Source organism: Cupriavidus sp. 10L43_2 (genome assembly GCF_056395265.1).
Map to the genome: position 1 here is coordinate 390,495 of NZ_JBFTJE010000001.1, position 19,738 is coordinate 410,232.

The 19,738-nt window shown below is 68.2% G+C and carries 19 protein-coding genes; 12 read left to right on the forward strand and 7 right to left on the reverse strand.

Features of this window, described 5'->3' with window-relative positions:
• The first annotated feature begins 83 nt into the window (after nt 1–83).
• From AC1DEL_RS01680 to AC1DEL_RS01690, 3 genes are all read left to right on the forward strand, one after another.
• On the forward strand, nt 84–1,058 hold the full coding sequence (locus tag AC1DEL_RS01680) for a Bug family tripartite tricarboxylate transporter substrate binding protein (RefSeq protein WP_092293702.1): 975 nt from the start codon (nt 84–86) through the stop codon (nt 1,056–1,058).
• A gap of 68 nt (nt 1,059–1,126) precedes the next feature.
• Nucleotides 1,127–2,497 (forward strand): MmgE/PrpD family protein, encoded by a 1,371-nt coding sequence (locus tag AC1DEL_RS01685; protein WP_477159056.1) that lies wholly within the window; start codon nt 1,127–1,129, stop codon nt 2,495–2,497.
• Between the two features lies 1 nt (nt 2,498).
• On the forward strand, nt 2,499–3,461 hold the full coding sequence (locus AC1DEL_RS01690) for a D-2-hydroxyacid dehydrogenase family protein (RefSeq protein ID WP_477125058.1): 963 nt from the start codon (nt 2,499–2,501) through the stop codon (nt 3,459–3,461).
• Nucleotides 3,462–3,479: 18 nt separating this feature from the next.
• Here the strand turns inward: AC1DEL_RS01690 and AC1DEL_RS01695 are convergent, their stop codons facing one another.
• The 3 genes from AC1DEL_RS01695 to AC1DEL_RS01705 form a co-directional block, all read right to left on the reverse strand.
• Nucleotides 3,480–3,821, reverse strand: a complete 342-nt coding sequence (locus AC1DEL_RS01695) for a hypothetical protein (protein WP_144197663.1) — start codon at nt 3,819–3,821, stop codon at nt 3,480–3,482.
• A 26-nt stretch (nt 3,822–3,847) separates the two neighbouring features.
• Nucleotides 3,848–4,147 (reverse strand): BrnT family toxin, encoded by a 300-nt coding sequence (locus AC1DEL_RS01700; RefSeq protein ID WP_092293694.1) that lies wholly within the window; start codon nt 4,145–4,147, stop codon nt 3,848–3,850.
• Between the two features lie 286 nt (nt 4,148–4,433).
• A complete protein-coding gene (locus AC1DEL_RS01705; protein ID WP_092293692.1) occupies nt 4,434–5,897 on the reverse strand; it encodes an MFS transporter in 1,464 nt (487 codons plus the stop codon).
• Nucleotides 5,898–6,117: 220 nt separating this feature from the next.
• On the opposite strand from AC1DEL_RS01705, the gene AC1DEL_RS01710 reads away from it, so the two are divergent.
• Nucleotides 6,118–6,876, forward strand: coding sequence for an SDR family oxidoreductase (locus AC1DEL_RS01710; RefSeq protein ID WP_092293690.1), 759 nt, complete (start codon nt 6,118–6,120; stop codon nt 6,874–6,876).
• Between the two features lie 20 nt (nt 6,877–6,896).
• On the opposite strand, the gene AC1DEL_RS01715 is transcribed toward AC1DEL_RS01710, so the two are convergent.
• The gene (locus AC1DEL_RS01715) at nt 6,897–7,436 is read right to left on the reverse strand and encodes an ankyrin repeat domain-containing protein (protein WP_477125057.1); all 540 of its coding nucleotides are present in this window, start codon (nt 7,434–7,436) and stop codon (nt 6,897–6,899) included.
• A gap of 90 nt (nt 7,437–7,526) precedes the next feature.
• On the reverse strand, nt 7,527–8,975 hold the full coding sequence (locus AC1DEL_RS01720) for a catalase (protein ID WP_092293688.1): 1,449 nt from the start codon (nt 8,973–8,975) through the stop codon (nt 7,527–7,529).
• 265 nt (nt 8,976–9,240) lie between these two features.
• Between AC1DEL_RS01720 and AC1DEL_RS01725 the strand changes: the two genes are divergently transcribed.
• Together AC1DEL_RS01725 and AC1DEL_RS01730 are read left to right on the forward strand one after the other, a co-directional pair.
• Nucleotides 9,241–10,635: a selenium-binding family protein gene (locus AC1DEL_RS01725; RefSeq protein WP_441644566.1), complete on the forward strand. Its 1,395-nt coding sequence runs from the start codon at nt 9,241–9,243 to the stop codon at nt 10,633–10,635.
• An 18-nt stretch (nt 10,636–10,653) separates the two neighbouring features.
• A complete protein-coding gene (locus tag AC1DEL_RS01730; RefSeq protein ID WP_092293684.1) occupies nt 10,654–11,313 on the forward strand; it encodes a hypothetical protein in 660 nt (219 codons plus the stop codon).
• Here AC1DEL_RS01730 and AC1DEL_RS01735 read toward each other — a convergent pair whose 3' ends face one another.
• On the reverse strand, nt 11,314–12,156 hold the full coding sequence (locus AC1DEL_RS01735) for a DUF3626 domain-containing protein (protein WP_441644568.1): 843 nt from the start codon (nt 12,154–12,156) through the stop codon (nt 11,314–11,316). It lies immediately after the preceding gene.
• 200 nt (nt 12,157–12,356) lie between these two features.
• On the opposite strand from AC1DEL_RS01735, the gene AC1DEL_RS01740 reads away from it, so the two are divergent.
• Genes AC1DEL_RS01740 through AC1DEL_RS01755 form a run of 4 tightly spaced genes read left to right on the forward strand, consistent with a single transcriptional unit; the run spans nt 12,357 to nt 18,160 of the window.
• Nucleotides 12,357–15,521, forward strand: coding sequence for a response regulator (locus AC1DEL_RS01740; protein ID WP_477159057.1), 3,165 nt, complete (start codon nt 12,357–12,359; stop codon nt 15,519–15,521).
• Complete coding sequence (locus AC1DEL_RS01745) at nt 15,503–16,417, forward strand: CheR family methyltransferase (protein ID WP_092293678.1); 915 nt, start codon at nt 15,503–15,505, stop codon at nt 16,415–16,417. The genes AC1DEL_RS01740 and AC1DEL_RS01745 overlap by 19 nt, the downstream gene beginning before the upstream one ends.
• Before the next feature lie 10 nt (nt 16,418–16,427).
• Nucleotides 16,428–17,030, forward strand: a complete 603-nt coding sequence (locus AC1DEL_RS01750) for a chemotaxis protein CheB (RefSeq protein ID WP_255370777.1) — start codon at nt 16,428–16,430, stop codon at nt 17,028–17,030.
• Nucleotides 17,031–17,038: 8 nt separating this feature from the next.
• Nucleotides 17,039–18,160, forward strand: coding sequence for a hybrid sensor histidine kinase/response regulator (locus AC1DEL_RS01755; protein WP_477125055.1), 1,122 nt, complete (start codon nt 17,039–17,041; stop codon nt 18,158–18,160).
• Here the strand turns inward: AC1DEL_RS01755 and AC1DEL_RS01760 are convergent.
• On the reverse strand, nt 18,157–18,378 hold the full coding sequence (locus tag AC1DEL_RS01760) for a DUF2188 domain-containing protein (RefSeq protein ID WP_092293676.1): 222 nt from the start codon (nt 18,376–18,378) through the stop codon (nt 18,157–18,159). The two genes, AC1DEL_RS01755 and AC1DEL_RS01760, sit on opposite strands and share 4 nt — an antisense overlap.
• Nucleotides 18,379–18,602: 224 nt before the next feature.
• Here AC1DEL_RS01760 and AC1DEL_RS01765 point away from each other — a divergent pair, with 224 nt between their 5' ends.
• Entirely contained in the window at nt 18,603–18,914 is a 312-nt protein-coding gene (locus AC1DEL_RS01765; RefSeq protein ID WP_477125054.1) for a hypothetical protein, read from the forward strand.
• A 58-nt stretch (nt 18,915–18,972) separates the two neighbouring features.
• Nucleotides 18,973–19,647 (forward strand): alpha/beta hydrolase, encoded by a 675-nt coding sequence (locus AC1DEL_RS01770; RefSeq protein WP_092293672.1) that lies wholly within the window; start codon nt 18,973–18,975, stop codon nt 19,645–19,647.
• Nucleotides 19,648–19,738 lie beyond the last annotated feature (91 nt).

A 19,738-nucleotide genomic window follows, 5' to 3' on the forward strand; every position in this document is an offset into this window, starting at 1 on the left:
CGCCGGCCCAGCCGGCCATCGGCCCCATCCCGAAAAAAAGGCACCCGGGACGCTTCCCGCGGTGTCATGCAAGTGGAGGAGACATGAATGCCACCCGCCGCAGCCTGCTCAAGGCTGGCGCGATGCTGCTCGCCATGCCCGGCTTTGCCGAGGCGCAAGACCCGTTTCCCAACAAGCCGCTGCGCTACGTGGTGCCGGTATCGGCCGGCGGCGGCTCGGACCTGATCGGCCGCACCGTGGCGGACCGCTGGGGCCGCGTGCTCGGCCAGTCCATCGTGGTCGAGAACCAGGCAGGCGGCGGCGGGGTGATTGCCTGCCAGATGACCGCCAAGGCCGCCCCGGACGGCTACAGCCTGATGCAGGGCTACGTCGCCACGCACGGCACCAATCCCGCCACCCGCAAGGTGCCCTACGACCCGCTCAAGGACTTCACCGCCATCGGCATGATCGGCGGCACGCCCAATGTGCTGGTGGTGAGCGCCGGCGTGCCGGCGTCCACGTTGGCCGAGTTCATCGCCTATGCGAAGAAGTCCGGCGCGGTGGCGTACGGCTCGTCCGGGCCGGGGTCGCTGACGCATCTGTCGATGGAGTTGTTCGCCCAGCAGGTCAACGTGAAGATGACCCACGCGGCGTACCGGGGCATTGCCCCGGCGTTCAACGACCTGATTGGCGGCCAGACGCAGGCGATGTTCCCGGGGCTTTCCGCCGCGCTGCCGCATATCCGCTCGGGCCGCGTGAGGCCGCTGGCCGTGACCGGCCACGCGCGCCACCCGCTGCTCAAGGACGTGCCGACGCTGGAGGAAGCCGGGCTCAAGGGCTTTGACGCCCAGCAGTGGTACGGCGTGGTCGGCCCGGCCGGCATGCCCGCCGATATCGTCGCCAAGCTCAACAGTTCGCTCAACACGGTGCTCAAGAGCCCGGACCTGGCTGACAAGCTGTCCTCCGAGGCGCTCCAGCCCACGCCGATGACGCCCGACCAGTTCCGCCGCTATATCGCCGACGAGGTGAACCGCTGGAGCAAGCTCGCCAAGGACCGCGGCATCCATCTCGATACCTGACCGGCTCGGCTGCCCCGACCGGGCGCCAGCCCCCGTTTTTCGATTCACTGAACAAGGACTGATATCCCATGGCACGCAATACCCATGTCGCCGCCGACCACAACGCCCCGCCGGTCACGCGCATCCTCGGAAAATTCGTGGCCACGCATCCGTCGCAAGGCTGGAGCCGCGAGGTGGACCACGAAGCCCATCGTACCTTCATGAACTGGCTGGGCTGCGCCGTGGGCGCCGCCGGGCATGAGTCCGCCGTGGCCGCGCTGGCCGCCGTGGCGGAACTGCAGCCGGCGCCGCAGGCCACGGTGCTGGGCCGCCGCGACAAGGTGGACATGGCCAGCGCCGCGCTGGTGAATGGCATTACCTCGCATACGTTCGATTTCGACGATACGCACCTGAAGACCATCATCCACCCGGCCGGCCCGGTGGCATCCGCCGTGCTGGCGCTGGCCGAGCACACTGGCGCCAGCGGCCGTGCCGTGACCGATGCCGTGGTGCTGGGCATCGACGTGGCCTGCCGCGTGGGCAACGCCATGTACCCGGACCACTACGACCGTGGCTGGCACATCACCGGCTCCACCGGCATGCTGGGCGCGGCGGCAGCCTGCTCGCGCCTGCTTGGGCTGGACGAGGACCGTACGACGATGGCGCTGGGCATCGCCGCTTCCCAGCCGGTGGGCCTGCGCGAGCAGTTCGGCACCATGACCAAGCCGTTCCACCCGGGCGGCGCGGCGCGCGCCGGGCTGATGTCGGCGCTGATGGCGCGGCACGGCTACACCTCGAGCGCGAAGGCGCTGGAGGCGCYGCGCGGCTTCATGCAGGTGATTTCGGCCAAGACCGACTGGAACGAGATTACCGACGAGCTGGGCAGCCGCTTCGAGATCTCGTTCAATACCTACAAGCCGTTTGCCTGCGGCATCGTGATCCACCCGAGCATCGACGCCTGCGTGCAGCTGCGCGAGCAGGGCGTGAAGGCCGAGGACGTGGAGCGCATCGAACTGCGCGTGCACCCGCTGGTGCTGGAGCTGACCGGCAAGAAGGAGCCGACCGATGGCCTGCTCGCCAAGTTCAGCGTCTACCACGGCTGCGCGGCGGGCCTGATCTTCGGTCGCGCCGCCGAGGAGGAGTTCTCGGACCACATCGTCACCCGTGAGGACGTGGTGGCGCTGCGCCGCAAGGTGGTGGCGACGGCCGACGCGAACGTCGACGAGGCCGCTTCCATCGTCAAGGCCGTGCTCAAGAACGGCCGCGAGATCGCGGTGACCGTGGAGCACGCCATCGGCTCGCTGCAACGCCCGATGACCGATGCCAACCTGGACGCCAAGTTCCACGCGCTGGCCGACCCGGTGCTCGGCGCGGCGCAGGTAGCCAAGCTGATCGATGCCTGCTGGAAGCTGGGCGAGACCGCCAACGTCGGCACCATTACCGCGCTGGCGCGTCCGTAACATGGCGCGCCCCCGGATTGCGGTACTGGGCGACTACGAGCGCGCCCTGACCCGGCTGGCGGACTGGTCGGCCATCCAGGCGCAGGCGGACGTGGCCTTCCACCACGCCCCGCTGCGCGGGGAGGCGCTGGCCGCCGTGCTGCGCGAGGTGGAAGTGCTGGTGCTGGTGCGGGACCGCACCCCGCTGGATGCCGCCACGCTGCGGATGGCAGAGCGGCTGCGCTACGTGGTCTTCACCGGCACGCGTAACACCACGCTCGACGTGGAGGCGCTGCGCGCGCGCGGCATCCCCGTCGCCAATACGGAATGGGGGCCGTCCAAGGAGTCCACCTGCGAGATGACGTGGGCGCTGATTTTGGCGGCCACGCGCCAGCTGGAAATGCAGATGGCGACGATGCGGCTCGGCGGCTGGCGGCCGGCGGAGGCGCTGCCGCTGCCCGGCGTGCTGCACGGCGAGCGGCTGGGCCTGATCGGCCTGGGCGAGATCGGCAAGCGCGTGGCGCGTGTCGGCAAGGCGCTCGGCATGGAAGTGGTGACGTGGAGCCCGCGCATGACGCCCGAGCGCGCGGCGGCAGAGGGGGTGACGGCGGTGAGCCTGGAGGCGCTGCTCTCCACCTCGCGCGTGGTCAGCCTGCATCTGGTGCCGACGGCGGAAACCACGCGGCTGATCAACGCCGAGCGGCTGGCGCTGATGCGGGCCGACGCGCTGCTGGTCAACACCTCCCGCTCGGCCCTGATCGACATGGATGCCCTGCCGCGCGCGCTGGACCGCCATCGCCCTGCCATGGCGGCGCTGGATGTCTTCGACGTGGAGCCGGTGCCCGCCGATCATCCGCTGCGCGGGCGTACGGATGTGGTTGTTACGCCACACACGGGGTTTGTCAGCGAGCCGGTGTTCACGATATTCGCCAAGGGCGTGGTCGGGACGCTGGCGTCGTGGCTGGAGGCGCAAGGCCGGTCGTAGGGCGGCGTCAAACGTCGGTCAGGCTGCCTTCGGCCGCTTGGGCTTGCTGTCTCCCTGCGCGGCCGCGCCACGCCGGCGTTCGTTGGCGTACTTGACCGCGAGGCGCTTCATTTCTGCTTCCGCAAAGCGGCGCAGCGCCTCGCGCATGAGCGGCTGGTAGCCCATGCCGTGCTCTTCGGCGAGGAACTTGAAATCGCTGATCAGCGATTTTTGCAGGCGGATCGACACTGCCTGCAGGCCAAGCGCCCGGTCCAGTGCCGCGGATTCGTCGGGTGCGACGACGGCGTGTGCCTCGTCCTCCCCGAGGTCACCCTGCTCCCACGCTTCGACGGTTCCCGGAATTTTCTTGGCGTTGCTCATGTGCTACTCCTGTTGCAAAGGTTGATTCATGACCGCCCGGCCAGGCACATGCGCCGGTAGAACGCCACGGTGGGCAGTGCCGGTTCATACGCGGTCTTGAGAAAAATAGTGTCGTCCCTTCTGACGTAGACGATCTTGAGCATGCGGCCAGTGTCCGTCTTCGCGCAGAACCAGTGCGTGGGCGGGTCCGAGGCGTGTTCCTCGCGGTCATCCACGAGGATCTGCCCCACCCGGTTTGCAAAGGCTTGCCGGATCTCCACATCGCGAATGCCGCCGTGCTTCGCCACAAGCTTCTTTGCGATGGCTGGTGAGATGACGATCTTCAAATGCTACCCCCTATTTGTATATACGGCAATACGCTTGTTGGGCGAGTTAGCCGTGTGGTCAGGGGGCGCGGCGTCGCGTTTTACGCGATTTCTTGGGAATGATCTGGTTTGAAGTGATGCTGTGTTGGCATCTTGTCGTATATACAGAATATGGGCAATGGCCACTATGCCCACTGTCGGCAACACCCCACGGTGTGTGTCCAAAACGTAAAAACCCCACGCTCTCTCAAGCGTGGGGTTTTTTGACGCAGACCTGAGGGAAGCCGTCCGGCTTCCCATCGACGGATCAGAAGTCTTCGGCGTCCACGTCGTAGTTGGCCGGCTCCCAGCGGATGGCCAGCAGGGCGACCAGGCCGGCCAGCGGGGCCAGGGCGATGACCCAGAACACCTTGGTGCTCAGCGCGGCGGCCAGCACCGGGAACAGGAACAGCGATGCCGTGGAGCTGGCGCGCATCAGCGTCTGGTTGAAGCCGACGCCCACGCCGCGCAGCGACGTCGGGTAGCTCAGCGAGGCGTAGGTCATGGTGTGCGCGCCCGGGCCGAAGCCCTGGCCCAGCAGGAACACGGCCAGGAAGGCGATGGCGGCGACCACTTCGGGGGCGCCGTGGGGCTTGCCGACCAGCGCCAGGCCGATCAGCGCGGCGAGCTGGAAGGCGTAGCCGGTCACGGTCAGCTTCCAGGCGCCGGTCTTCGGCACCAGGTGCACGCCGATCAGGCCGCCGACGAAGGCGAACAGCAGGTTCAGCGCCAGCGAGACCAGGATCGTGGTCAGCATCGACTGCGCCAGGAAGCTGGCGATGATCACCGGCAGGCCGAACGCCACGGCGTTATAGGCGAACGACGAGGCAATCGACATCACCGTGGCCAGCACCGTGCGCCGCGCGTACACGCCCTTGAGCAGCAGCCCGTAGTTGCGCCAGGAGGCGGGGCGCTTGGGCGGCTCGGCCACGGCGTCCGGGGCCACTACGGCGTCGATGCCGTAGGACTGGCGCAGGATCTTGGCGGCGCCTTCCAGGTCGCCCTGGTTGGCGGCCCACACCGGCGATTCGCTCATGTAGCGGCTGCGCACGGCGATGATGACCAGCGCCGGCACGGCGCCGAAGCCGAGGATGATGCGCCACAGCAGGTTGCTGTGCGATTCCGGCAGCACCGAGTAGCAGAGCAGCACTAACAGATAGGACACGCAGATGGCCGCGTACCAGGTCGGGCACCACATCGCCACCCGGGACGCCTTGTTGCCCTTGCCCTGGAGCTTGGAGAACTCGGCCAGGAAGGCCATGGCGACAGGGAGGTCGATGCCGACCCCCAGTCCCATGACGAAGCGCGCGCCGGCCAGCACGTATTCGTTGGGGGCAAACGCGCAGGCGATGGCGGCCACGACGAAGAACACCATGTCGGCCATGAACACGCGGTAGCGGCCGATGCGGTCGGTGAAATAGCCGCCCAGGAAGGCGCCGACGATGGCGCCGAACGTGATGGCCGATGCCACCATGCCGGTGCCGGCGGGCGACAGGTTGAATTCGCGGGTGACGTCCTTCAGGCCGAAGGCCAGGGCGCCGAGGTCATAGGCATCGAGGAAGATGCCGCCCAGCGCGATGGCCACGACGATGCGGGCATTGCTGACGGCGGCGCCGCCCTGGTTGACCAGCTTGGCCACATCGGCGGCGGAACGGATGGTCGCACGGGCGGGCGCGGCCGCCTGGGCGGCGGCCTGCGTCGCGGCGGGCGACAGGGCAAGATCGGCAGACATTGATTGGGGGCGATTGAAAGAAAATTGCGCGTGGACCGGGCGCAATCGGCCCTGTCCGCAAGAAAAGACTGCCGCATGCTACGGGAAGGCGCCCCGCCGGCCAAATGCTTTGTTGTTATATCTTTAGATCATCACGAAAATGCGACGCCGGGAATGGCTCCCAAGGCATTTTCAGGCGCGTCGGACTATCATCGGCAGCTACGAAAACAGGAGACAAGGCATGACGCAAGGAAGCAAAGTCGCACTGGTCACGGGCGCGGCCCGGGGTATTGGCAAGGCCGTGGCGCAGGCGCTGCTGGCCGACGGCTACCAGGTGGTGCTGGCCGGCCGGACCGCCGCCACACTCGAGGCGCTGGCGGCCGAAGCCGCCGCCGCTGGCCAGACCGCGCTGGCCGTGCAGTGCGATGTGAGCGACCCGGCCTCGGTCGACCAGCTCTACGCCCGGGTGCGCGAGCGCTTCGGCCGGCTGGACGTGCTGTTCAATAACGCCGGCATCAACGCCCCGGCCATTTCCATCGATGAACTGTCGGTCGAGCAGTGGAAGGCCGTGGTCGATACCAATCTGACCGGCGCCTTCCTGTGCGCGCGCGGCGCGTTCGCGCTGATGAAGTCGCAGGACCCGCGCGGCGGGCGGATCATCAATAACGGGTCGATTTCGGCCCACGCCCCGCGCCCGAACACGGTGCCCTACACGGCCACCAAGCATGCCATCACGGGGCTGACCAAGAGCCTGTCGCTCGATGGCCGCGCCTGGGACATCGCCTGTGGCCAGATCGACATCGGCAACGCCGGCACCGACATGGCCAACCGCATGGCGCGCGGCGTGCCGCAGGCCAATGGCGAGATTCGCCCGGAACCGCTGATGGATGTGGCGCACATCGCCAGTTCGGTCCTGCACATGGCGAACCTGCCGCTGGAGGCCAATGTGCAGTTCATGACCGTGATGGCCACCAAGATGCCGTTCGTCGGCCGTGGCTGAGCCAGATTGACCGATAAGACCTAGTGGTGCGGCCCGCCCAACTGGGTGGCCGCGCGGCCGGCGCCCATGACGGCGGCGGCATCGGCGGCGGAGAGGCCGCGGTGGTCGCGCGCGTCCGGATTGGCGCCATGCGCGATCAGCAGATCGACGATTTCGGTGCGATTGAACATCGCCGCCGTCATCAGCGCGGTGCGGCCGTCCGGCGAGGCTCCTTCCACATCGGCGCCATGCGCAAGTAGTGCTTCGATCACTTCCCTGAAACCCTTGAACGCAGCGCCTGCCAGCGGCGTCTGGCCGGCCGCATTGCGCAGGTCCGGCGAGGCGCCAGCCTCGAGCAGCGCCAGCACGGTGTCCACATGACCGTGGTAGGCGGCCAGCATCAGCAGGCTGTCGCCCTTTTCATTGCGCAGGTTGGCCGGCATGCCGCGCGCGATCAGCGCGGACAGCGCCGCTGCGTCGCCCTGGCGCGCGAGGTCGAATACTTCGCCCAGCGCGGCCACCATGCGGGATTCCTCTTCCGCCGTCATGGTGCCGGTGGGTGGGGTCGATGTCTGGTCCATGGCGTTGTCCTGTTGTCCTGTCCTGCGGTGTCCGGGCAGCCCGGGGCCGCAGCCCCGGAGTGCCCGATCGTCCGGTAGCCCGGTTAGCGCTTACTTCTGGCCTTCGATCCGCTCGATCGCAGCCGCCACGCCCTGGCCGTAGGCCGGGTCGGCCTTGGTGCAGTGCTCGATATGGCGCTGCTGGATATGGCGCGACACGCCCTTGATGGCGCGGGCCGTGTTATCGAACAGCACCTGCTGCTGGGCCGGCGTCATCAGTCGGAACAGGTCGCCCGGCTGCGAGAAGTAGTCGTCGTCCACGCGATGGTTCCAGTGGTCGGCGGTGCCTTCCAGCGTCAGCGGCGGCTCGCGGAAGTCCGGCTGCTCCACCCACTCGCCGCGCGTGTTCGGCTCGTAGGAGGTCTTGCCGCCCTGGTTGTCGTCGATGCGCATGCGGCCGTCGCGGTGATAGCTGTTCACGAACTTGGCGGCCTTCGGCGAGTTGACCGGGATCATCGAATGGTTCACGCCCAGGCGGTAGCGCTGGGTGTCGCCATACGAGAACAGGCGGCCCTGCAGCATCTTGTCCGGCGAGAAGCCGATGCCCGGCACGATGGTCGACGGCGCGAACGCGGCCTGCTCCACCTCGGCGAAATGGTTCTCGGGGTTGCGGTTCAGCTCCATCACGCCCACTTCGATCAGCGGGAAGTCCTTCTTCGACCAGATCTTGGTCAGGTCGAACGGGTTGACGCGGTACTTGCCCGCCTCGGCTTCCGTCATGATCTGGATGTACAGCTTCCAGCGCGGGAACTCGCCACGCTCGATGGATTCGTACAGGTCGCGCTGGTGGTGCTCGCGGTCGCGGCCAGTTACCTCGGCGGCTTCGGCGTCGGTCAGGTTCTGGATGCCCTGCTCCGTCCGGAAGTGGAACTTCACCCAGTGGCGCTCATAGTTGGCGTTGATGAAGCTGTAGGTATGGCTGCCGAAGCCATGCATGTGGCGCCACGAACTGGGGATGCCGCGATCGCTCATGACGATGGTGACCTGGTGCAGCGCCTCGGGCAGGCCGGTCCAGAAGTCCCAGTTGTTGTCGGCGCTGCGCAGGCCGGTGCGCGGGTCGCGCTTGACGGCGTGGTTCAGGTCGGGGAACTTCAGCGGGTCACGCAGGAAGAAGACCGGGGTGTTGTTGCCCACCAGATCCCAGTTGCCTTCCTCGGTATAGAACTTCATCGCGAAACCACGGATATCCCGCTCGGCATCGGCCGCGCCGCGCTCGCCAGCCACCGACGAGAAGCGCAGGAACAGCTCGGTTTTCTTGCCGATTTCGGAGAACAGCTTGGCGCGCGTGTACTGGGTGATGTCATGCGTGACCGTGAACGTGCCATAGGCGCCCGAGCCCTTGGCGTGCATGCGGCGCTCGGGGATGACCTCGCGGTCGAAGTGGGCCAGCTTTTCCAGGAACCATACGTCCTGCAACAGGGCCGGTCCGCGCGGACCAGCGGTCTGAATGTTCTGGTTATCGACGACGGGCGCGCCGAAAGCGGTCGTAAGCTTGTTCATGACAATTCCTTTGTGGGCAGGGGGTGTTGAAAGCACTATCGCAGAACGACTACGACAAGTCATATCGTATTGATCAATAAAGGCGATAGGTGTCAGTCTTTTCGATCCGCGATTTCAGCAAATTAGGAGAACGCCTATGGTGCAGAGAAAGGGTCGATACCCGCCATAACACCTTGGGATAGGCCGTCTGAACCCAAGGATCATGGGCGTCACATGGGCCGGCCATGTCCTATAGTTCAAGCCCGCAGTCCACCGGAGGCGAATCATGGCCACCTGGAAGCCCGACCCGAGCTTTTACCCGTCTCCGCGGCTGGCCGCCAAGGCGCCGCCCGAGACCCTGGCCTACGTGGCGATGTTCGACCCCGGGCGCCAGCAGCCGGACGGCATCGCCGTGGTGGACGTGGACCCCGACTCGGCCACGTACGCGCAGATCGTCGGGCAGGTGACCATGACCCATGCCGGCGACGAACTGCATCATTTCGGGTGGAATGCCTGCTCGTCCTGCCTGTGTCCCAACGCGCCGCATCCTCATATGGAACGGCGCTACCTCGTGGTGCCGGGCCTGCGTTCCTCTCGTATCTATATCCTCGATACCGGCCCGGACCCGCGCCAGCCCGTCATCAGCCGGGTGATCGAGCCCGAGGAACTGGCCGAGCGCACCGGCTACAGCCGCCCCCACACGGTGCATTGCGGCCCGGGCGGCATCTATGTGACGGCGCTGGGCAATGCCGAGGGCAAGGGGCCGGGCGGCATCGCCATGCTGGACGCCCAGAGCTTCGACCCGCTCGGCCAATGGGAGGTGGAGCGCGGTCCCCAGCATTTCGCCTATGACGGATGGTGGCACCTGGGCTATGACACGCTCGTGACAAGCGAGTGGGGCACGCCGGACATGATCGAGGACGGCCTGGTCGCCGACATCCTGCTCGGCGCGCGCTACGGCCGGAAGCTCCATTTCTGGGATTTCACGGGGCGCAAGCATCTTCAGGAGATCGATTTCGGCCCGGACTACCAGCTGGTCTTCGAACTGCGCCCCGCGCACGACCCGACCAAGGCGTACGGCTTCGTCAACTGCGTGCTGTGCCTGAAGGACCTGTCCTCGTCGATCTGGACCTGGTACCGCGATGGCGACAAATGGGCGGTGAAGAAGATCATCGACATCCCCGCCGAGCCGGCCGACCCGGACCAGCTTCCGCCGATGCTCAAGGGGTTTGGCGCGGTGCCGCCGCTGGTCACGGACATCGACCTGTCGATGGACGACCGTTTCCTCTACGTGTCCTGCTGGGGCACAGGGGATTTGCTCCAGTACGACGTCTCCGACCCCTTCGCCCCGAAGCTGACCGGCAAGGTGCGGATCGGCGGCATCGTCTCGCGGGCCGGGCATCCGGGCGCGCCGGGCCGCAGCCTGAACGGCGGCCCGCAGATGGTGGAGGTCAGCCGGGACGGCCGGCGCGTCTATTTCACCAATTCTCTCTATGGCGCGGTCGATCCGCAGTTCTACCCCGAGGGGCTGGACGGCTGGATGGTCAAGCTCGATGCCGCGCCCGACGGGGGCATCGCCTTCGATCCGCGCTTCTTCCTCGATTGGCCCAAGAGCCATCGTCCGCACCAGGTGCGCCTGCAGGGCGGCGACTGCTCCTCGGATTCCTACTGCTTTCCCTAGCCTTCGCGGGGGCCGCGCATGCTGACGTGGACGCCAACCTGGGCGGCGACATGGACTGCCTGGTGGCCCTGGCTGACGATTGCCGCGCTGGGCCTGTTCCACGGCCTGAACCCGGCCATGGGATGGCTGTTCGCCGTGGCGCTGGGCCTGCATCGGGGCCAGCGCCGCGTGGTGCTGTGGTCGCTGGTGCCGATTGCGCTCGGCCACGCGGCGGCGGTGGCGCTGGCCGTGGGCGTGGCACTCTGGCTGGGCAGCGTGCTGCCGCACACCGGCTTCGCGCGGGTGGCCGGGGCGGTGCTGCTGGGTTGGGCGATCTGGCACATGGTGCGCGGGCACCGCATGCGGCCGCGCGTGGGCATGCGGGCTGGCATGCTGGGGCTGGCGGCGTGGTCGTTCCTGATGGCCGGCATGCACGGGGCCGGGCTGATGCTGGTGCCGGCGCTGATGCCGATCTGCGCCACGCCGGGCGCCACCCAGTTCGACGCCGCCGACGCGCTCGGCCCGGCCATGCTGGCGCTGGGCCTGCACACGGCAACGATGCTCGCCGCCATCTGCGCCGTGGCGCTGCTGGTCTACGACCGCGTCGGCGTGGCCTTCCTGCGGACCGGCTGGGTCAATCTCGACTGGATCTGGACGGCGGCGCTGGGTATCTGCGGGGTGGTGCTGCTGGTGATGTGACTAATTCCGATTCCCGAAGCGCGCCAGGCAGTGCCAGACCTTCTTCAGCAACTGGGGATCGTGGCGGCCCGCGCGGGCGGCTGCGCCGATCCGGGCCGGGGTGAGCGGCTCACTCCCGGCCAGCGTCGTGGCCAGTTCGGCGATGTGGGCGCCGCGATAGTCGCGATAGTCGCGTTCGGCCCGCAAGTCATCGGCATTCGCCGAGAATCCCGCGTGCCATTCGACGGCGCAGGGCAGGGCGCGGGCCAGCGTCTCGGTCTCGGTGCCCCGGAACGACGGATCGAGCACGAGCGCCTCCACGTCGCGCGCCAGCACCAGCGGGCCGTGTACATGCGCTTCTATATAGTGGTCGAGCGGATCGTCCGGCGGCGCGGCGCGCAGCCGGTCTACCAGATCCAGCCGTCCGGCCACGCCGAAATGCACCGGATCGAACACGCTGTCCGGGTAACAGAAGGTGGTCCGCGCCAGCACGTCCGCCGCCAGCCGCAGGTGGCAGGCGCCGAAGCGCGGCGAGCCCCCTTCGGGCCGATGGCGATGGTTGAGCGCGCCGTACTTGGGGCGGTCGGCTGGCGGCGCCGCGTCGTAGGCCTGGCCGAACATCCGGCTTTCCCAGTGCCAGCGGTCCCCGCCGGGGTGGGCGGTCAGCCCGCCGTTGCTGGTGCCGGTCTCGAACTGGGAGCGATAGACGCCGTCGGCGGCCATGGCCGCGAGCAGCGGCACGCCGGCGTGGAGCCGGTCCGGGTGGAAATTGAGCGTGACGCGCCAGTCTGGGTGCAGCGGCGCGCCGTGGCTGCGCGCGGCCACATGGGCCAAGGCGTGGGCGGCGGGGTCGTCCGGGAACATTGGCGGATCCGGGGGTGCCGGCAAGGCGGCGATCGGCCGATTGTAGCGGCGCTGCGGTGCAGCAATTGTCGGCGCGACACCGACAGCCACGGCGCCCGTCGCAAGGTACGATAAGGCGCCCTGGCCGGCATCCATGCCGGCGGGGGGCCGGGACGCCTGCCGCCGCGCCCGCCCGCTTTCATCCCATCGATCCTGCCGGTATGCAACCGACTTCCCTGCAACGCTTCCTGTTTGGCACGATCCTGGTGCCCGTCTCGCTTGCCGTGGTCTTCGCGGCGGATGCGTTCACGCCCCTCGGCCTGGCCGCGTGGCTGTTCTATCTGATCCCGATTTGCCTGTCGATCTACGCGGACAACCCGCRCCTGCCGCTGATCGTGGCGGCGGTCAGTTCGCTGCTGCTGGCGGTGGGCTACGTGGTCTCGCCGCCCGGCGCCGCGCCCATCATCGCCATCACCAACCGGTCCATCGGCTTCCTGGTGAACTGGTTCCTGGCCGTGGTGATCTACCGCTACCTGGTGGGCCAGGGCGCCATCCAGCGGCTGATGTGGGTGCAGCAGGCCCAGGTGAAGATTCACCAGGAGGTGCGCTCGGCGCAATCGGCCGGCAATGTCGGCGATGCGCTGGTGCGTGCGCTGGCGTCGGCGCTCGACGCCCGCGTAGGCGTGGTCTATCAGTGCGACGACGGCCGCCTGCACCGGCTGGCCACCTGGGCATTGGCCGATGCTGACCGCGCGCCGGCCACCCTCGCCCCCGGCGAGACGCTGGCCGGCCAGGCCGTGACCGAGAACCGGGTGATCGCCGTGGGCGGGCTGCCGCCCGACTACCTGCCGGTGGCCTCCGCGCTGGGCCGCACGACTCCCACCGAGATCGTGGCCGCGCCGCTGACCGCCGAGGGCGAGGTCGTCGGGGTGATCGAACTGGGCTTTATCACGTCCCGGCGCGGGACTGCCGATGTGGTGGAACTGCTTGAGCGCATCGGTGAGCCAGTCGGCATGACGCTGCGCGCCGCGAGCTACCGGGGCCGGCTGGAGCACCTGCTCGGCGAAACCCAGCGCCAGAGCGAGGAATTGCAGGTCCAGCAGGAGGAGCTGCGCGTCTCCAACGAGGAACTGGAGGAGCGCGGCCGTGCGCTGATGGACTCCCAGGCGCGGCTGGAAACCCAGCAGGCGGAACTCGAACAGACCAACGTCCAGCTGGAGGAGCACACCCAGCGGCTGGAGACGCAGAAGCGCGAGATGCTCGCCTTCCAGGCCGAACTGGCCGCCAACGCCCGGGCGCTGGAGCGCTCGAACCAGTACAAGAGCGAGTTCCTGGCGAAYATGTCGCACGAGCTGCGCACGCCGCTGAACAGCGCGCTGATCCTGGCGAAGCTGCTGCAGGAGAACAAGGACGGCACGCTGACCGGCGAGCAGGTCCGCTACGCGGCCACCATCCACGCGGCCAATACCGACCTGCTGAACCTGATCAACGACATCCTCGACCTCTCCAAGATCGAGGCCGGCCACCTGACCATCGAGCCGGAGCCGGTGGAACTGGACGCCTTCACCGCCCGGATTTCGCAGATGTTCGACCATGTGGGCGAGCAGAAGGGCGTGGCCTTCCGCGTGGAGCGGATGCCGGGCCTGCCTGACGCCATCGTCACGGACAGCCAGCGCCTGCAGCAAATCCTCAAGAATCTGCTATCCAATGCCTTCAAGTTCACGGAGAAGGGCTCGGTCACGCTGGCGCTGGTCGCGCAGGGCGACGATGCGATCCGCTTCGAGGTGCGCGACACCGGCATCGGCATTCCGCGTGACAAGCAGCAGGTCATTTTCGAGGCCTTCCAGCAGGCCGACGGCACCACCAGCCGCCGCTACGGCGGTACCGGGCTGGGCTTGTCGATCTCGCGCGAGCTGGCGCGGCTGCTGGGCGGCGTGATCGCCGTGGCGAGCGAGCCGGGGCAGGGCAGCGTGTTCTCCCTGACCGTACCGCGCACGCTGGTGGCGGATGCCGCCACGCAGGCCGGGCTGGTCACGCCGCCGGCCGCCCCCGAGCAGGTCCAGGCCCCACCGTCGCAGGCCATGCCGCTGCCGCCCATGGCACGGCCCGCGCCGATTCCGGCCCCGGAGGCGTCCGAAGCCGGGCCAGGCCCATCGCCGTCCGGCTATCCGCAGCCGATTGCCGACGACCGCGACCACCGCACGCGCGGCAATCGCCTGATCCTGGTCGTGGAAGACGATATCGACTTCGCCGGCATCCTCTACGACCTGGCCCACGAGCTGGATTTCGACTGCATCCACGCCACCACGTCGAGCCACGGGCTGGAACTGGCGCGCCACCACCAGCCCTGCGGCATCCTGCTCGACGTGGCGCTGCCGGACCAGTCGGGCCTGACGCTGCTGGACTGGCTCAAGCACGACCCGGCCACGCGCCACATCCCCACGCACCTGATCTCGGTCAGCGACCATGCCGAGGCCGCGCTGCATCGCGGCGCCATCGGCTACACCTTCAAGCCGAGCGAGCGCAACAAGCTGGCCGAGGTGATGCGGGGGCTGGAGGCGCGCATGGCGCCGGGCCAGCGCCGCGTGCTGGTGATCGAGGATGACCCGGCGCTGCGCGAGAGCATTCGCGCGTTGCTGCAATCGGTCCAGGCCGAGATCGTCACCGCCGGCACCGTGGCCGGCGCGCGCGAGGCGCTGGCCGGCGCCGCGTTCGACTGCGTGGTGATGGACATGGTGCTGCCGGACGGCACCGGCCACGACCTGCTCGCCCACATGGCCAGCGATGGCGCCGCGCAGATGCCGCCGGTCATCGTCTACACCGGGCGGCAGCTATCGGCCGAGGACGAGCAGCGCCTGCGCCGCTATTCGAAGTCGATCATCATCAAGGGCGCGCGTTCGCCGGACCGGCTGCTGGACGAAGTGACGCTGTTCCTGCACAGCGTGGAGTCCCAGTTGCCACCCGAGCAGCAGCGCATRCTGCGCGCCGCGCGCAGCCGCGACGACGCCTTCGACGGCCGCAAGCTGCTGCTGGTGGAGGACGACGCGCGCAACATCTTCGCGCTGTCCAAGGTGATCGAGCCGCTCGGGGCCACCGTGGAGATCGCCCGCAGCGGGCGCGAGGCGCTGGACATGCTGGCGCGCCACAAGGACGTGGACCTCGTCCTGATGGACATCATGATGCCGGAGATGGACGGCATCACGGCCATGCGCCATATCCGCCAGATGCCCGAGTACGGGCGGCTGCCGATCATCGCGCTGACCGCCAAGGCGATGCCGTCCGACCGCGAGGCGTGCCTTCGCGCCGGGGCGAACGACTACATCGCCAAGCCGATTGATGTGGATCAACTGCTGTCCCTGTGCCGCGTATGGCTCCACGAAAGTTGAAGACCCCGGACACCGCGCCGCTGCCGCCGCTGTCGTTACCGCTGCCCGTGCCGGTGGTGGATCACGGCGAGACGGCGCTGCCCGACGCCAATTTCGAAATCGAACTGGAACTGCTGCTGGAGGCGATCTTCCGCAAGTACCAGCACGATTTCCGGCACTACGCGCGGGCCTCGGTGCGGCGGCGGTTGCAGCAGGCGCTGCACGATCTGGGCTTTGCGACGCTGTCGCAACTCCAGGACCGCATGCTGCGCGACCCGGCACTGTTTGCGCGCATGCTGCAGTACCTGACGGTGCAGGTCAGCGAGATGTTCCGGGACCCGTCCTACTTCCGCGCCATCCGCGAGCATGTGGTGCCGGTGCTCCAGACCTATCCGTCGATCAATGTCTGGGTGGCCGGGTGCAGCAGCGGCGAGGAATTGTGGTCGCTGGCCATCCTGTTCGAGGAGGAGGGGCTGGCCGAGCGCACGGTGTTCTACGCCACGGACATCAACCCCGACGCGCTGGCCATCGCCCGGGCGGGTGTGTACGATGCGGGGCGCCTGCGGGCGTTCGGCGCCAACTACCTGGCGGCGGGCGGGCGGCGCTCGCTCTCGGACTACTATCATGCAGCCTATGGGAAGGCCAAGTTCAGCGCCGGGCTGATCCGCCAGTCGGTGTTTGCCGACCACAGCCTGGCCACCGACAGCGTGTTCCAGGAGGCCCAGCTGATTTCGTGCCGCAATGTGCTGATCTATTTCGACCGCGCGCTGCAGGACCGCGCCATCGGCCTGTTCCACGACGCGCTGGCGCGGCGCGGCTTCCTGGGGCTGGGGAGCAAGGAGAGCCTGCACTTCAGCGCCCACGCCGGGGATTTCGAGCCACTGGTGCCGCGCGAGCGGCTGTACCGCAAGCTGTGAAGGAGGCGCGATGGCAGGGCTGATGGATACGCAAGGGTGCGACGCCGTGGTGATCGGCGCGTCGGCCGGTGGCGTCGAGGCGTTGTCCGTGCTGCTGCCGATGGTGCCGGCGGGCTTCCGGCCGGCGCTGCTGATCGTGATGCACCAGCATCCGAACCAGCCCAGCCTGCTGCCCGAGCTGTTCGGCGCGCGCTGCGCGCTGCCCGTGTGCGAGGCCGAGGACAAGATGCCGGTGCGGCCGGGCCACGTCTACCTGGCGCCGCCGGACTACCACCTGCTCGTGGAGCGGGTGCCGGAGGCGCCGGAGGACGTCGAACTGGCGCTCTCCGTAGAGCCGCCGGTGCGTTTCTCGCGGCCTTCCATCGACGTGCTGTTCGAGTCGGCGGCGGTGGCGTGGCGCGCCCGGGTGCTCGGCGTGCTGCTCTCGGGCGCCAACGACGATGGCGCGCGCGGCCTGGCGATGATCCGCGCGGCGGGTGGCCGGGCGTGGGTGCAGTCGCCCGGCAGTGCCGCCGTGGAAACCATGCCGCAGGAGGCCATCGACCGTGGCGCGGCAGACCGCGTGCTGACACTGGAACAAATCGGCCAACGCCTGGCCCAGTTTTCTGAATGACCCTGACCATGCAAGCTCCGATCAAGATCCTCGCCGTCGACGACATCGCCGCCAACCTCACGGCCCTCGATGCCGTGCTGGCCAAGCCCGATGTACAGATCGTCCACGCCAATTCCGGCGCGCAGGCGCTGGAACTGCTGCTCGAGCACGACTTCGGGCTGGCCATCCTCGACGTGCACATGCCCGAGATGGACGGCTTCGAGCTGGCCGAACTGATGCGCGGCAGCAAGCGCACCAGCCATATCCCCATCCTGTTCCTGACGGCGGCCGGGGAGGACAGCGCGCGGGCGTTCCGCGGCTACGCCACCGGCGCGGTCGACTTCCTGTTCAAGCCGATCGACGCGCGCGTGCTGGCGGCCAAGGTCGATGTATTCGTGCAATTGGCCCAGCAGAAGCAGCAACTGGCCGAGCAACTCGAAACCGCCCAGCAACTGCTCAAGACCAACGAGATGCTGATGGCGGTGCTCGCGCACGACCTGCGTACGCCGCTGTCGGCGATCATCGCGTCGGCGTCGTTCCTGGGGCGGTTCGGGGGCGAGGAGAAGCTCAAGCCGGCCACCGACCGCATCTCGCGCAGCAGCCAGCGCATGGCACGCATGGTGGACCAGCTGCTGCACGTGGCGCGGCTGCACGGCGGGCGCGTCAAGCTGGAGCCGCGCCAGGAAGACCTGCGCGCGATCTGCGCGGCCATCGTCGATGAATGCGAGGCGTCTCACGGCAAGGAGCGCGTGGTACTGGAAACCGTGGGAGATACGCTGGCGACCATCGATCCGGACCTGATCTCGCAGGTGCTGTCGAACCTCGTCAGCAACGCCCTGCATCATGGGGACCCGGCGGTGCCGGTGGTGGTGGCCGTGGACGGCACGGCCGCCGAGCGCCTGACGGTGACGGTGACCAATGGCGGCGTGATCGATGGGGCGACCCTGCCGCATGTCTTCGAAGCGTTCCGCTCGGGCGGCGGAGACAGCGCCGAGGGGCTGGGCCTGGGGCTCTATATCTCGCGGGAGCTGGCCGCGTTGCACGGCGGAAGCGTCGAGGCCGCCTCGTCGACGGCCTCGGGTAGCACGGTGTTCACTGTGACGCTGCCCCGCGCGTGCTGCGGGACGCAGGGAACCTTCCAGCCGGCCTAGCCAGCCACCTCCCTCGGATCATGGCCGTAGCTGTCGCGTGCGCGGATCTTGCCGTCGACGCCATGGATCAGCAACTCCACTTTCTGGCGCCGGGCCAGTCCGGTGCCGGCCTGGATGGCCTCATCCTGCGTGGCATGGTGCGACTCGGCGTAGCGGGCGCCCTCATGGATCACGTCCCAACCGGTGCCGTGCGGCACGACATGGAGGTTGGTCTGCATGATGGTTCTCCTGGATCGTATGATCCTTCCATTATGGATGCCATGGCGCAGGGCACAATCCGGCGCCGTCTGACACGCCACCTGAGAGGCGCCGGGAAGGCGCCGGGCACCCGCCGGGGGGCGGCGTCCGCATCGCTTATGTCCGGCGCGTGACGGTTTACCGTGCCTTTTCGGGACACGCCTATATATTCTTGTAGGGAAAACAACGCGCAGGAGAGACAGCCATGCAAGCGAGGTTTGCGCGCGGCATTGCGCAGATGCCACTGACGGTGGCGGCCCGGGAATCCCTGCTGGCGGAGAAGGCCGCCATGCCCGAGGTCGGCGACCTGGTGACGGTTTGCAGCCAGGATATGGAAACCGAGTTCAGCGTCCGCCTGACGGCGGTGGCCGGACCGGAGCTGTGGTACGGCGTGATTCATGCCATCACGCGCGGTGCCGAAATGCTGGTCGTGGCCGAAGGCCTGGAGCTGGACGACGTGGTCAGCGTGCGGCGCCAGGAGATCGCGTCAGTGGTCAAGTCCAGTCAGCACCATTGATCGTTCCCGGCGGGACCGGGTATGCTGCGGATGCACATCCATCCGTCGCCCCCGCTTTATGTCTTCCGCCTACACCACGTCCGCTTCCACCTCCCTATTCATTGCCGGCCCCGCCGGCCAGATCGAAACCCTGCTGGACACTCCCGCCGGCCCGCCCGTCGGCATTGCCGTGGTCGCGCACCCCCACCCGGGGCAGGGCGGCACCGCCGAGCACAAGATCCCCCAACTGCTGGCGCGCACGCTCCAGGCCCATGGTTTCGTGACGATGCGGCCGAACTACCGGGGCGTGGGGCGGAGCGAAGGGGCCTACGATGGCGGCCCCGGCGAGTCCACCGATGTGGAAGCCGTGCTGCGCCATCTGCAGGCCGAATATCCGGGCCTGCCAGTGGCGCTGGCCGGGTTCTCGTTCGGCGCTTTCGTGCAGACGCTGATGGTGGCGCGCCTGACCGAGGCGGGAGATTCGGCTGTGGAATCGATCCAGCATCTGATCCTGACCGGCATGCCGGCTGGCGCGCTGTCCGAGACGCTCCGCTACGACACCCCGCCCGTGCCGGCCCACACGCTGGTGGTGCATGGCGAGCGCGACGAGCGCGTGCCGCTGATCAATGTCTTCGACTGGGCCCGGCCGCAGGAACTGCCGGTGGTGGTCCTGCCGGCCGCCGGGCATTTCTTCACCGGCAAGCTGCCGGGCCTGCGCCGCGTGGTGGAGGGCTACCTGCGCCGGGCGGGCTGACTTCGTCTGACGCGCTGCCCCTCTCCCCCGGCCCCTCTCCCGCAGGCGGGAGAGGGGAGCAAACCCACGTATCCAGCAGGCGGGAGTGGGG

Bases quoted from the DNA above. Each gene is read 5' to 3' on its own strand.
- AC1DEL_RS01730 (WP_092293684.1), top strand. From the start codon at position 10,654: ATGCTGACGTGGACGCCAACCTGGGCGGCGACATGGACTGCCTGGTGG.
- AC1DEL_RS01715 (WP_477125057.1), bottom strand. From the start codon at position 7,436: ATGGACCAGACATCGACCCCACCCACCGGCACCATGACGGCGGAAGAG.
- AC1DEL_RS01750 (WP_255370777.1), top strand. From the start codon at position 16,428: ATGGCAGGGCTGATGGATACGCAAGGGTGCGACGCCGTGGTGATCGGC.
- AC1DEL_RS01680 (WP_092293702.1), top strand. From the start codon at position 84: ATGAATGCCACCCGCCGCAGCCTGCTCAAGGCTGGCGCGATGCTGCTC.
- AC1DEL_RS01725 (WP_441644566.1), top strand. From the start codon at position 9,241: ATGGCCACCTGGAAGCCCGACCCGAGCTTTTACCCGTCTCCGCGGCTG.
- AC1DEL_RS01720 (WP_092293688.1), bottom strand. From the start codon at position 8,975: ATGAACAAGCTTACGACCGCTTTCGGCGCGCCCGTCGTCGATAACCAG.
- AC1DEL_RS01690 (WP_477125058.1), top strand. From the start codon at position 2,499: ATGGCGCGCCCCCGGATTGCGGTACTGGGCGACTACGAGCGCGCCCTG.
- AC1DEL_RS01710 (WP_092293690.1), top strand. From the start codon at position 6,118: ATGACGCAAGGAAGCAAAGTCGCACTGGTCACGGGCGCGGCCCGGGGT.
- AC1DEL_RS01705 (WP_092293692.1), bottom strand. From the start codon at position 5,897: ATGTCTGCCGATCTTGCCCTGTCGCCCGCCGCGACGCAGGCCGCCGCC.
- AC1DEL_RS01760 (WP_092293676.1), bottom strand. From the start codon at position 18,378: ATGCAGACCAACCTCCATGTCGTGCCGCACGGCACCGGTTGGGACGTG.
- AC1DEL_RS01755 (WP_477125055.1), top strand. From the start codon at position 17,039: ATGCAAGCTCCGATCAAGATCCTCGCCGTCGACGACATCGCCGCCAAC.
- AC1DEL_RS01735 (WP_441644568.1), bottom strand. From the start codon at position 12,156: ATGTTCCCGGACGACCCCGCCGCCCACGCCTTGGCCCATGTGGCCGCG.
- AC1DEL_RS01770 (WP_092293672.1), top strand. From the start codon at position 18,973: ATGTCTTCCGCCTACACCACGTCCGCTTCCACCTCCCTATTCATTGCC.
- AC1DEL_RS01745 (WP_092293678.1), top strand. From the start codon at position 15,503: ATGGCTCCACGAAAGTTGAAGACCCCGGACACCGCGCCGCTGCCGCCG.
- AC1DEL_RS01695 (WP_144197663.1), bottom strand. From the start codon at position 3,821: ATGAGCAACGCCAAGAAAATTCCGGGAACCGTCGAAGCGTGGGAGCAG.
- AC1DEL_RS01765 (WP_477125054.1), top strand. From the start codon at position 18,603: ATGCAAGCGAGGTTTGCGCGCGGCATTGCGCAGATGCCACTGACGGTG.